The organism is Nocardia sp. NPDC003345 (assembly GCF_053589395.1).
Window position 1 is genome coordinate 1 of the sequence record NZ_JBSFRU010000200.1, and the last position, 11,796, is coordinate 11,796.

Sequence of the window (11,796 nt, forward strand, 5' to 3'; positions counted from 1 at the left end):
GTGAACACGGCGGCCGGGTGGTGCACAGCGGGCCGTATTCCGAACTCCTCGCCGACCCGAACTCGCTGACCGGGGCGTATCTCTCCGGCCGGGAGCGGATCGAGGTGCCGATGATGCGGCGCCCGGTGAGCAAGAAGCGGCGGGTCACCGTGGTGGGCGCCACCGAGAACAACCTCCGGGGCATCGATGTGGCGTTCCCGCTGGGTGTGCTCACCGCCGTCACCGGTGTCTCCGGATCGGGTAAATCCACGCTGGTCAACGACATCCTGGCGACCGTGATGGCCAACAAGCTCAACGGCGCGCGCAAGGTTCCCGGACGGCATACCCGGGTCAACGGGCTCGACCAGCTGGACAAACTGGTCCGGGTGGACCAGTCGCCGATCGGCCGCACCCCGCGTTCCAACCCGGCCACCTACACCGGTGTCTTCGACAAGATCCGCAGCCTGTTCGCCGCGACCACCGAGGCCAAGGTGCGCGGCTACCAGCCCGGCCGCTTCTCGTTCAATGTGAAGGGCGGGCGCTGCGAGGCGTGCTCCGGCGACGGCACCCTCAAGATCGAGATGAACTTCCTGCCGGATGTCTACGTACCGTGCGAGGTGTGCCACGGGGCCCGCTACAACCGGGAGACCCTGGAGGTGCACTACAAGGGTAAGACCATCGCCGAGGTGCTCGATATGCCGATCGAGGAGGCCGCGGAGTTCTTCGAACCGGTGACCTCGATCCACCGGTACCTCTCGACCCTGGTCGATGTCGGACTCGGTTATGTGCGGCTGGGGCAGAGCGCGACCACGCTGTCCGGTGGTGAGGCGCAACGCGTGAAACTGGCCGCCGAACTGCAGAAGCGGTCCAACGGCCGGACGGTCTACATTCTCGACGAACCCACCACCGGCCTGCACTTCGAGGACATCCGCAAACTGCTCGCGGTGATCAACGGCCTGGTGGACAAGGGCAATTCGGTGATCGTCATCGAGCACAACCTCGACGTGATCAAAACCGCGGACTGGATCGTGGACATGGGTCCGGAGGGCGGCTCCGGCGGCGGCACGGTCGTGGGGGAGGGAACCCCGGAGGACATCGCCGAGAATACGGACAGCTACACCGGGCAGTTCCTGAAGGAGGTGCTGGCGCAACCGGCGGTCACCGCGGCGAAGTCGGGGGCCGCGGCGGCCCGCGCCGCCGCGGCCGCACCGGCGAAGAAGGCGCCCGCGAAGAAGGCCCCGGCCAAGAAGACGGCCGCGAAGGCGGAACCCGCCGCCTCCGCGAAGACTCCGGACCCGCAGAAAGCGAAACGCCTGGCCCGCAAGGCCGCTGCGCTGCGCTGACCGGAATCCGGCGCCGCCTACCGTCCGGGCGGTGCCGGCGCCGGCACGGCGTTCGCGGCGGTGGACGGCGGGCCGAACCAGCGGGTCAACGCGTTCGGCAGGCCGTCGCCGCGGGGTGCCGGGTCATCGGTCGCCCACGCGACGTAGCCGTCGGGACGGATCAGGAGGGCGCGGGCCGGCGGCTCGTCGGCGGCGGCGTGGACCAGGTCGACGCGGTCACGCCACCCGGACGCCGCGGCGGTATCGCCGCCACCGAAGTCGAGCAGGACCGGCCGGGCGTTGTGCAACAGTCCGGCGACCCGGCCCGGGCCCGCGGGTGTGACCAGTTCGGTATCCGGTACCAGACGGCCTGCCAGCGGATGGGTGTCGCCGATGTCGTAGCGCGTATCGGCTCCGGCCAGCAGGCGGGCGATATGGGCGGTGGCGCGGGGCTCCGCGAGGAGCTCTGTCAGGAGGCTGCGCAGCGCCGTGACCTCCGGACCGGGACGCTGTAACGCCGTCTGTGCCAGCGAACTCATCATGACCCGCGCGCCGACGGGGTGGCGTTCGGCATGATAGGTGTCCAGCAGGCCGGCGGGTGCCCGGCCGTCGAGTTCGGCGGCGAGTTTCCAGCCGAGGTTCATCGAATCCTGGAGTCCGAGGTTGAGTCCGGGCCCGCCCATGGCCGAATGCACATGTGCGGCGTCACCCACCAGGAAGACGCGGCCCGCCCGGTAGCGTTCGGCCTGCCGGGTGTTCTGGCCGATGGTGCGGCGCAGGGCGTGCGGGCCCGGTCCGCCGGGGGCGTCGAAGGGGAGGTCGGCCCCCAGCACTCGGCGGACGCTGGCACGCATCTCCGGCAGGCTCATGGGCTGCGCCGTCGATTCGTCGGGTTCCCGGTATTCGGTGGTGACGACGAGTGGACGCCCGGCCTCCAGCTCCGCGAACGCGAAGGTGCCGCCCTCGTGGCGGCTGTGCCCGAACGGCACCGGGCCCAGCCCCGGAACCCGCAGCCCGGCATCGGTGCCGCGGAATTCGTCGGGCAGCGAGATATGGGCGATCCGGGTGACCTTGTCCGTGGCGCTGATACCGGGAAAGCCGATCCCGGCCAGTTTGCGGACAGTGCTGTGGCCGCCGTCCGCGCCGACGAGAAATCCGGTCGTGAGGGTGTGGACCCCGTCCGGGCCCTCGACGGTGAGCGTCACCTCGTCCGGGCCCGGAACGAGGTCGACGAGGCGATGGCGCCACCGGATCTCCACGCCGAGCCCGCGGGCCCACTCGTGCAGCAGACGCACCAGCCGGGGTTGCGGAATTCCCCATCCGTGCAGCGGATTGTCGGGAATATCGGCGAAGGACAACGGCAATCCGCTGAACATATAGGCGGGCAGCGGGCGCGGCGGCTCGGGGGATCCGGTGAATTCGCGGTACAGGCCCCGCATATCGAGTAGCCGGACCACCTGGCCGATCAGTCCGTTGGCCTTCGGTTCGGTGCCGGGGCCGGCGAGCGCCTCCAGCACCACCGGGCGGTGACCGGCGAGGGCGAGTTCACCGGCGAGCATCAGTCCGTTGGGGCCGGCGCCCGCGATCACCACATCGGGTCGTTCGGCGCCGGGGGTCGTGACGGGGTTTTCGGGCATGACGAGTAGCCCCCTTCTCGGAGGTTTGTCGGAACGGGTGGGTCAGTGCAGGTCGGGCCGGGGGAGTCCGGCGGCGATATCGGCGAAGCCGCGCCGCAGCAGGGGCAGGAACGGGGTCGGCGGGTCCGCTTCGGCGTAGCAGTGGGCCACGGCCTCGAGCACCGCGCCGACCACCCCCGCCGCGAGCCGCGGGTACAGATCTCGATGCGGGTCCGCGCCGGTGCGTTCGGCTATCGCCGCGGACCACGCGTCGAAGAGTTCGGGTGGTAGCGCGGTGCGGGATTGCCGCGCCCCCAGCAGATTGCGGATCTCGGCCTGCTGGACAGCGGTGGGGAGCCCGGCCCGGTCCATGTCCTCGGCGAAGACGGAGTGCAGGGTTTCGGTCACCGCGGTCCACAGCGGTTCCGCGGCCGGGCGCTGCCGCAGCAGGGCCGCGGCGCGCAGCATGCGTTCGGTCTGCCGGTAGACGAGGGCTTCGTATTTGCCGGCGAAGTAGTTGGTGAAGGTTCGCGGCGAGACCCCGGCGTGCGCGGCGATATCTTCTCGGGTGACGTTGTCCAGGCCCCGTTCGAACACCAGCTCCAAGGCCGCGTCGCTGAGGGCGCGCCGGGTGTCCAGCTTCTTGCGCTCACGCAGTCCGAGTCGCGGGTCGGGTTCGTTGGCCATACCCGAGGCTAGCAATAAATTTGCCCATTGGGCAAGTTTGCCCAATGGGTAAATATTCCGCGGATCTCCTGGCGGACGCGCCGCGGGCCATGGAATCCACCGAGCGGGCGCGCCGTCACCTGCCCGGCTACGGGGGTGGTACCGCGAAACCCAGTTCTGCGAGCGCCCGGTGACCGGCGGCGGTGGCGTCACCGCCGGCCAGCACCAGGGTCCGGGCGTGCTGATACGGGCAGTCCGCCGCGGCGAACCTCGCCGCGATGGCGGTGAGCTGCGAACGATCGCCGGCACCCAGCGCCGCCGCCCGCGCGACGATCGCCTCGGCGAGCGGGTCCCCGGCCACCTCCGCCCGGGCGGCGGCGAGCCGGTCCGCGGCGGCGGGGCCGTCGGCGAGTACGGCGGCCTCGGCGCGCAGGGCGTGATACCAGTGGCGATAGACCCAGACATCGCGGACGTCCATGAGTTCCGGGTCGGTATCCAGCCCGGCGGCGGCACGAGCGGCCTGTCCGTGATGGAGCAGGACGAGAGCGTCGAACACCGCGCCGTAGGCCGTGCGATGCCCCGGCGTGCCGTCCAGCGCGCCGGCGATGTCCAGCCACCGCGTCCGGGCCTCGTCGTCGCCGCGCAGACCGTGGACCAGAGCCACCGCGGCGGCCGCGGGCGCGAGGTGCGGCGCCTGCGGCCGGCCGGACAATTCCCACGCGTCGGCGAAACGTCCGCTGCCCGCCGCTACCTCGGCGCTGTTGCCCGCCAGCGCGTCCGCCACCAGCAGCCGGGAGGTGGCGAAGTCGCCGCGTTCGGCCAGCAGCGGCAGCTCGCGTAAACGCGTCCCCCAGCGCCGGGCCCCCGCCAGATCGCCGACGCCCAGGCAGGTCTCGGCGGCCTCGGCCAGGGCGTTGACCTGTTCGAGGGCCGCCGCCGGGGTGTCCGGTGCGGCGGCCATCAGTTCGACTCGCAACCGGGTGGTCGCGGCGGCGGCGAAGGTATCGCCGATCCAGCATTGCGCGGCCGCCAGCGCGTCCAGCGCCGCGCTGCGGGCCAGTGGGTCGCCGGTCGCGTCCGCCAGCGCCACCGCGTGTTCGGCCAGGGCGACCGCGGCGGCCTCGCCTGCCTGCGGTTCGGATCCGTCGTCACCGGTGTGGGCGCGTACGCCGCATTCGGCCAGCGCGATGGCCGCGGCCGCGGCCGGGTCGGGGCCGGCGAGTGTGCGGGCCTCGGTCAGCAGTGCGGCGGCCGCGCCCGGCTCCGGGGGCCGGGAGAACGTGTCCGAGAGGCGGAAGACGGTGATCGCGGCAGTCGCGAGATCCCGGGCGGCCGCCGCGGGCCGGTCGCGCCCGATGGTTTCCGCGGCCCGGCGGTACAGGCGGTACATATCCTCACCGCGCATCCGGCACCCGGCCACCGCGGCCGCGTGGCGGAGCGCGGTGGCGGCGCGAACCGGGTCGGCGGTGAGTCCGGCGGCCTGTTCGTACCGATGCTGGGCCTCACCGGTCAGGTTCCGGGCGAAGGTCGTCCGGGCCAGCGCCACGGCGAGATCGTACGCCGCCTCGCGGTGGTCCGGATGCTCGGCCGCCCAGGCCAGCGCGGCGCGCAGATCATCGATCGTCGCCGCGAAGCGGTCCCGCCACCGATCGCCGGTAACCGGCAGTTCCGCCGCGAGCCCGGCTACGGTCGCCGCGCACCAGTCCAGATGGTGGTCGCGCACCTCGGCGAGTTCACCTGCCTCGGCCAATTGCTCGGTCTCGTACTGCCGGATGGTCTCCAGCGCCCGGTACCGGGTGCCGGTCGCGGCGGGGACCGCGGTCAGCAGACTGTGCTCGGCGAGCCGGGCCAGGCCGTCGGGTACCGCGCCGGAATCCAGCGGGGGATATCCGGCGACCACGGCGGCGTCGGCGGCGCCGAACGGCGCGACGAACACCGCGACCCGGCGCAGCAGCCGCCGGTCCGCGTCATCGAGCAGGGTCTGGCTCCAGTCCAGCATCGCGCGCACGGAGCGGTGCCGGTCATCGGCGCGGCGGCCGCCGACCAGCAGGCGCAGCGGATCGGCCAGGCTCGCGGTGAGCCCGTCGAGGCCCAGTGTCGGCAGGCGGGCCACCGCGAGTTCGATGGCCAGGGCCAGGCCGTCCAAGCGGCGGCAGATCTCGTCCACCCGGCCGGCCTGGCCGGGATCGATCGGCCAGCCGAGCGCGGCGGCCCGGTCCAGGAACAGCGCCATGGCATCGGAGGAGCCCTCGGCGCCGTTCTCGGAGTCGAGGATCATCGGTGGGACCGGGTAGACGTGTTCGAACGGCACCATGAGGCGGGCACGGCTGGTCACCAGGACCGTCACGCGCGGACAGCGTGCCAGGAGACGTTCGATGAACGGCGCGGCTCCCTCGCGCAGATGCTCGCAGTTGTCCAGTACGAGCAGGGTGTGCCGATCGGCGAGAGCGGTCAGGACGGAGTCGTCGAGGGTGCGGCCCTGCTGTTCGCCGAGGCCCAGTGCCCGGGCGACGGCCGAACCGATGAGTGCCTCGTCGGTCACCGGCACGAGATCGACGAACCAGGCGCCGTCGGCGAAATCGGCAGTGAGATCGGTGGCCACGGCCAGAGCCAGCCGGGTCTTCCCGACACCGCCGGGCCCGAGCGCGGTCACCAGCCGCCGGGTCGTCACGGCCTCCCGCAGCGCGGCTCGCTCCCGGGTGCGCCCGATGAACGAGGTGAGCGGCATCGGCAGCACCGCCACCGGCCGGTCCGCGGGTTCGGACCCGGTCAGCGCGGCCGCGCGGTCGGCGAGCGCGCGCCGGTCGGCGACACCCACCTTGCGTAGCAGCGAGGAGACATGGGTTTCCACCGTGCGCACCGAGATGAACAGTTCGGCGCCGATCTCGGCATTGCTGCGATGGCGGCCCACCAGCGCCAGGACCTCGGCCTCGCGGCCGGAGATCGCACCGGCGGCCTTCTGTTTCGACACGCCCTCATCTTCGCGCACCCACCCCTGCCGCGGCGCGGTCCCGTTCCGTGCTTTCTCCGTGGTGGGTTCCGTGGCCGGCACGGATGGCAGGCCGCCCGGCCGGGCCTAACGTTGTTCCCATCGACCCGGAACGCACGACGATATAGACGAAAGTAGCGGTAGTGCAACAGCTTTCGTGATACTCGCGCCGCGCGTTCCGGTTTCCGAAGCGACCAACCGAGGAGTTCCGATGACCACCGACCAGACCCCGGCCGTCAAGACCGTGCTGCACCCCGTCACCGACCTCGGGAAGGCCGAGGCCGTCTATGCCGCCCTGCTCGGGATCGCACCGCAGACCGAGGGCACCTACTACGTCGGATTCGATATCGCCGGCCAGCACATCGGGCTCGTACCCGGGGGCGGCCCCCAGCAGATGACCGGCCCGGTCGCGTACTGGCACGTGCCCGATATCGAGGCCAAGCTCGCCGAGGTCGTCGCCGCCGGCGCCATCGTGCGGGAACCGGTACGCGAGGTCGGCGCGGGCCGGCGCGTCGCCACCGTCACCGACCCCGACGGCAACGTCCTGGGCCTGCTCCAGGACCGCTGACGCCGGCCACCCCTCCCGGCGTCCGCGTATCGCGGCCGCCCTCCGAACCATCCGAGACGAAGGATCAGGACCATGAGCACGACCACCCGCAAGGCCGGCACCCGCACCGCCGCGAAGAACTCGTCGGCGGTGGCGTTCAGTGACGACGAACGCGCCGCGATGAAAGAACACGCCCAGGAATTGAAGACGGCCGCGCGTCGCCGTAATTCGCGCACCGCCGCGGCCGACGGTGCGGCCGATGTGCTGGCCAAGATCGCCGAAATGGCGGACGCCGACCGCGCGCTGGCCGAACGGATCCACGCGCTGATCCAGGCCAGTGCGCCGAGCCTGTCGCCGAAGCTCTGGTACGGGATGCCCGCCTACGCCCGCGACGGCAAGATCGTCTGCTTCTTCCAGTCCGCGGCCAAGTTCAAGGCGCGGTACGCCACCCTCGGATTCAACGACGCGGCCCGGCTCGACGACGGCGCCGTCTGGCCGACCGCGTTCGCGCTGACGACCCTGTCCGCGGCCGACGAGGAATTCATCGGCGAACTGGTGAAACGCGCGGCGGGCTGAAATTCCCCGTATGACGCCTGCCGCCGGATTCACGGCGGCAGGCGTCAGGTGTGCCGGCGGGACCGGTTCGTATGGGCCGAGCGGGTCAGTGGACCGGGCCGGTGTACTTCTCGCCGGGGCCCGCGCCGGGCGCGTCGGGCACCGACGAACTCTCCCGGAAGGCCTTCTGCAGTGATTGCAGCCCTTCGCGCAGCGGACCCGCGTGCGGGCCGAGGTATTCCACCGACGCGGTGATGAGACCGGCCAGCGCGGTGATGACCCGGCGGGCCTCGTCCATATCCCGGCGGGGACTGTTCTCGGGATCCTCGTCGGCGAGCCCGAGTTTCTCCGCGGCGGAACTCATCAGCATCACGGCGGCGCGGCTGATCACCTCCACCGCGGGGATCTCGGCCAGTTCGCGCACCTCGGCGTCGGGCTGTTCGGTCATTGCCTCACCCTAAGGTCGGCGCTGATCGGGGGGTGCGATCGGGCTGCCGGGGCCGGGTGTCAACGCACCGGGCCCGCCGCGCGCAGCAACCGCAGCTGGCCGATTTCGGCGGCGTTCTTCATCAACTCGCCGTTGACCCAGGCCGCCAGGTGCGCGACCGTGAGCCCCGCCTCGGCCGGCCACGGGTAGGAGGTGGCTCGTTCGAGTTCCGCGTCGCCGAGCCGGTCCAGGACGCCGAGCCAGCGTTCGCGCAGACCCTCGAGCCAGGTCAGGGCGGCGGCGGTATCGCCCGGCCAGTACACCTCGGTACGTTCGGGGATCGGATCGCCCTCGGCGTGCGCGATGGCCGAACTCCACCACCAGCCGATATGCCAGGTGAGCCAGCCGGCGGTGGGCACCGGGACCGGGTCGGGTTCGGTTTCGGCGAAATCGGGCCGCCAGCGGCCGTCGGCGCCGCGACGCACGGTCCAGCTCACCGCGGCGGGCGCCCAGTGGCTGTCGTCGTCGGTCAGGGCGTCGAAATGCAGCCGGGACAGCGACCAGACGAGGTCGAACTGCCAGCGCAGGAGGTCACGGCGACTACTCACGGGCCGGTAGCCTGGCATAGTCGCGCCGGTGCGGGCAACGTGTTTTGTGGGCGGCGTTCACCCGCCGATTCGGTGATCGGGCGGTAGGCTGTTAAACTTTTCGGCGACGACCGCCCCGGTCCTGTCCGGGGCAGACAAGTGGAGCCCGACTCCCACCGTTGCCGGTGAGCGATCACCTGGTCAAACGGTCCGGTCGCCCGCCTCGAACGGCGGGTTCACGATGAGCGGTCCGCCGCGATCGTGCCGCAGGTGGCTTACCTGCGTGGATCGGTCGACATCGGGCCTCGGAGCGGCGAAATACCGCGACGGGGCCTTCGTGTTGAACCAGGGGTTCATTTCGAGCGGTCGTCGGATGACACCGCTAGACCTAGGAGGCCCCATCAGCACTGAGACCCGCATCAACGATCGCATCCGTGTTCCCGAGGTCCGGCTCATCGGACCCGGCGGTGAACAGGTTGGGATCGTGCGTGTTGAAGATGCATTACGCGTCGCCCTGGAAGCAGACCTGGACCTCGTGGAGGTCGCGCCGGACGCCCGTCCGCCGGTCTGCAAGATCATGGACTACGGCAAGTTCAAATACGAGACCGCGCAGAAGGCGCGCGAGTCCCGTAAGAACCAGGTCCAGACCGTGATCAAGGAACAGAAGCTGCGGCCCAAGATCGACGATCACGACTACGAGACCAAGAAGCGCAATGTGGTGCGCTTCCTGGAAGCGGGGTCGAAGGTCAAGGTCACCATCATGTTCCGGGGGCGCGAACAGTCCCGGCCCGAACTCGGGTTCCGGCTGTTGCAGCGGCTGGCCTCCGATGTGGCGGAATTGGGTTTCGTCGAGACCTCGGCCAAGCAGGACGGCCGCAATATGACGATGGTCCTCGCCCCGCACAAGGGGGCGAAGACGCGGGCCAAGGCCGCGGAGGATTCGGTCCGGTCGCAGCCCGGCGGCGCGGCTCCGAACTCCGGCCGGCCGGTCGCGCAATGACAACGGCGTAGCCGCCGCACACCGCGGCGCCGATCCGCACATACCGCGGCGTACGCCGCAGCGCTATTGCGTCGAGCCTGCAATAACGCTGATCAGTACACCTGGTCCGCCCCTGCGCGGGCACGACACAGATTGAGGTTGCCATGCCCAAGATGAAGAGCCACAGCGGCGCTTCGAAGCGTTTCAAGGTGACCGGTAAGGGCAAGCTGCGCCGTCAGCAGGCCAACCGCCGGCACCTGCTCGAGCACAAGTCCTCCCGCCGGACTCGTCGTCTGGACGGCACGGAGTCGGTCTCCGCACCCGACGTCCGCCGTGTGAAGAAGCTGCTGGGTATCTGATCCCCTTCCCGGGGCAGATACCGTCCGGCACCGCGACCGCGACCGGACGACGAAGAACCGACCCACTCGGGTGCGCTCGACCGGGCACCCCCAAGATCGATTAGGACTGACCAGTGGCACGCGTCAAGAGGGCCGTCAACGCTCAGAAGAAGCGCCGTTCCATCCTCGAGGCCTCCAAGGGCTACCGCGGGCAGCGCTCGCGGCTGTACCGCAAGGCCAAGGAACAGCAGCTGCACTCGCTCACCTATGCCTACCGGGACCGCCGGGCCCGCAAGGGTGATTTCCGCAAGCTGTGGATCGCCCGTATCAACGCCGCGGCCCGCGCCAACGACATCACCTACAACCGCTTCGTGCAGGGCCTGAAGGCCGCCGGTGTCGAGGTCGACCGCAAGATCCTCGCCGAGCTGGCCGTCTCCGATGCCGAGGCGTTCGCCGGCCTGGTCGCCGTCGCCAAGGCCGCGCTGCCCGCGGACGTCAACGCCCCGGCCGCCTGAGTCGTTTTTCCGGGCCGGCGCTTCGTCCGGTTCGATGAGAAAGGCCCCCTCCCAGGAGGGGGCCTTTCGTCTTTCGGGGCGTTGTCCGGCCGGTCGTGCGATGGGCGGGCGGACGCCCTCGGGCTGGTCACTCCGGCGTGGCCCGGTCGCCCCTGTCCTGGTCGTCGCGCGGCGATTCGGCATTCGCCAGAACGCGTTCGAGCAGGTCCCCGACGCGCCGGATATCGGCGTCGGGGAGTCCGTCGAACAGGGTCGCCGCGACCCGGCCGAAGGCGGGTACGAGCGCGGGAGCCGTTCGCTGCCCGGAATCGGTGGGTTCGAGGATCACGGCCCGGCGATCGCCGGGATCGCGGCGGCGGCGCAGCAGGCCCTTCGCTTCGAGTCTGTCGATCAGCCGGGTCGTTCCGGCGGTATCCGTGCCGAGTGCCACGGCAAGCCGCTTCGGACTGGTCTCGCCGTTGGCGAGGTTGATCAACAGGGCTGCTTGTTGAGCGGTCACCTCATGGGTGGCCAGTTGCCGGTCGAGCAGTCGCGTCAGGGTCCGCGCGCAGTCGTGGAGCAGGGATGCGGTGCGCAGGGCGGTGGCGTTCTCCATCCTCGCAATATAGCTGTCCAAACAGTAATTGTCGTAACAGTTATTTGATCGGATGCTACGGCGTTCGGCGGCGGGTGCTGTAACGCTCGGTTGTCAGGCCTTGCGGAGCGAGGGGGTATCGGTTAATACTTAGCCATATGGCTAAGTATTCGGAGTCGCTGGACAGTGTGTTCGCGGCACTGTCGGACCCGTCCCGGCGGACGGTGATCCGGCGACTCGGGGCCGGTCCGGCCAGTGTCGGCGAACTGGCGCGGGACCTGCCGATCACCCTGCCGTCGTTCATGAAGCACCTCCGCGTACTGGAGGGCAGCGGGCTGGTCCGGACGGTCAAGACCGGCCGGGTGCGGCAATGCGAGCTCGATCGCGAACGCTTCGCGCTGATCGACGGCTGGCTGGCCGAACAGCGGCGTGTCTGGGAAGACCGCACCGACCGGCTCGAACAATTCCTCCTCGAAACCCCGGAGTCCACCGATGAACCCTGATCTCGACCTCACCCTGCACCGTGTGATCCGTGCCCCGCGGGCCGCCGTCTGGAACGCCTGGACCGATCCCGGCAGTCTGGCGCGGTGGTGGCTGCCCGCACCCGCCCGCTGCCGCGTCGAACGGCTGGAGATTCGTCCGGCCGGTGCCTTCGTGACCCGGATGAGCGTGGACGGCGGCGCGTTCGTACCGCATCTGGAC

At 70.6% G+C, this 11,796-nt stretch carries 14 protein-coding genes; 8 read left to right on the forward strand and 6 right to left on the reverse strand.

Annotated features, from left to right (window positions below):
• Positions 1 to 1,322: ATP-binding cassette domain-containing protein (locus ACWDU1_RS20815; RefSeq protein ID WP_450000703.1), on the forward strand; the 1,322-nt coding region annotated here is incomplete at its 5' end.
• A gap of 17 nt (positions 1,323 to 1,339) precedes the next feature.
• Here ACWDU1_RS20815 and ACWDU1_RS20820 read toward each other — a convergent pair.
• The 3 genes from ACWDU1_RS20820 to ACWDU1_RS20830 all read right to left on the reverse strand — a co-directional run bounded on the left by ACWDU1_RS20820 (position 1,340) and on the right by ACWDU1_RS20830 (position 6,554).
• A complete protein-coding gene (locus tag ACWDU1_RS20820; protein WP_450000704.1) occupies positions 1,340 to 2,938 on the reverse strand; it encodes an FAD-dependent monooxygenase in 1,599 nt (532 codons plus the stop codon).
• Positions 2,939 to 2,980: 42 nt separating this feature from the next.
• The gene (locus ACWDU1_RS20825) at positions 2,981 to 3,604 is read right to left on the reverse strand and encodes a TetR/AcrR family transcriptional regulator (protein WP_450000706.1); all 624 of its coding nucleotides are present in this window, start codon (positions 3,602 to 3,604) and stop codon (positions 2,981 to 2,983) included.
• 127 nt (positions 3,605 to 3,731) lie between these two features.
• On the reverse strand, positions 3,732 to 6,554 hold the full coding sequence (locus ACWDU1_RS20830; RefSeq protein WP_450000707.1) for an ATP-binding protein: 2,823 nt from the start codon (positions 6,552 to 6,554) through the stop codon (positions 3,732 to 3,734).
• 229 nt (positions 6,555 to 6,783) lie between these two features.
• Between ACWDU1_RS20830 and ACWDU1_RS20835 the strand changes: the two genes are divergently transcribed.
• Both ACWDU1_RS20835 and ACWDU1_RS20840 read left to right on the forward strand, forming a co-directional pair.
• The gene (locus tag ACWDU1_RS20835) at positions 6,784 to 7,140 is read left to right on the forward strand and encodes a VOC family protein (protein ID WP_450000709.1); all 357 of its coding nucleotides are present in this window, start codon (positions 6,784 to 6,786) and stop codon (positions 7,138 to 7,140) included.
• A gap of 72 nt (positions 7,141 to 7,212) precedes the next feature.
• Positions 7,213 to 7,695 carry an iron chaperone gene (locus tag ACWDU1_RS20840; protein ID WP_450000710.1) on the forward strand — a complete coding sequence of 161 codons (483 nt, stop codon included), beginning with the start codon at positions 7,213 to 7,215 and terminating at the stop codon, positions 7,693 to 7,695.
• 85 nt (positions 7,696 to 7,780) lie between these two features.
• On the opposite strand, the gene ACWDU1_RS20845 is transcribed toward ACWDU1_RS20840, so the two are convergent.
• Together ACWDU1_RS20845 and ACWDU1_RS20850 are read right to left on the reverse strand one after the other, a co-directional pair.
• Entirely contained in the window at positions 7,781 to 8,122 is a 342-nt protein-coding gene (locus ACWDU1_RS20845) for a DUF1844 domain-containing protein (protein ID WP_450000712.1), read from the reverse strand.
• A gap of 59 nt (positions 8,123 to 8,181) precedes the next feature.
• Entirely contained in the window at positions 8,182 to 8,709 is a 528-nt protein-coding gene (locus tag ACWDU1_RS20850; protein WP_450000714.1) for a DinB family protein, read from the reverse strand.
• 352 nt (positions 8,710 to 9,061) lie between these two features.
• Between ACWDU1_RS20850 and infC the strand changes: the two genes are divergently transcribed.
• The 3 genes from infC (at position 9,062) to rplT (ending at position 10,520) form a co-directional block, all read left to right on the forward strand.
• On the forward strand, positions 9,062 to 9,688 hold the full coding sequence (infC, locus tag ACWDU1_RS20855; protein WP_450000715.1) for a translation initiation factor IF-3: 627 nt from the start codon (positions 9,062 to 9,064) through the stop codon (positions 9,686 to 9,688).
• 143 nt (positions 9,689 to 9,831) lie between these two features.
• A complete protein-coding gene (gene rpmI / locus ACWDU1_RS20860) occupies positions 9,832 to 10,026 on the forward strand; it encodes a 50S ribosomal protein L35 (protein WP_357425544.1) in 195 nt (64 codons plus the stop codon).
• A 113-nt stretch (positions 10,027 to 10,139) separates the two neighbouring features.
• On the forward strand, positions 10,140 to 10,520 hold the full coding sequence (gene rplT / locus ACWDU1_RS20865) for a 50S ribosomal protein L20 (protein ID WP_450000717.1): 381 nt from the start codon (positions 10,140 to 10,142) through the stop codon (positions 10,518 to 10,520).
• Between the two features lie 127 nt (positions 10,521 to 10,647).
• Here the strand turns inward: rplT and ACWDU1_RS20870 are convergent, their stop codons facing one another.
• Positions 10,648 to 11,115, reverse strand: coding sequence for a MarR family winged helix-turn-helix transcriptional regulator (locus ACWDU1_RS20870; protein WP_450000718.1), 468 nt, complete (start codon positions 11,113 to 11,115; stop codon positions 10,648 to 10,650).
• 137 nt (positions 11,116 to 11,252) lie between these two features.
• On the opposite strand from ACWDU1_RS20870, the gene ACWDU1_RS20875 reads away from it, so the two are divergent.
• Together ACWDU1_RS20875 and ACWDU1_RS20880 are read left to right on the forward strand one after the other, a co-directional pair.
• On the forward strand, positions 11,253 to 11,597 hold the full coding sequence (locus tag ACWDU1_RS20875) for an ArsR/SmtB family transcription factor (protein WP_450000719.1): 345 nt from the start codon (positions 11,253 to 11,255) through the stop codon (positions 11,595 to 11,597).
• Positions 11,587 to 11,796 (forward strand): SRPBCC domain-containing protein (locus ACWDU1_RS20880; RefSeq protein ID WP_450000720.1); only part of this gene is annotated, 210 nt, incomplete at its 3' end. The genes ACWDU1_RS20875 and ACWDU1_RS20880, both read left to right, overlap by 11 nt.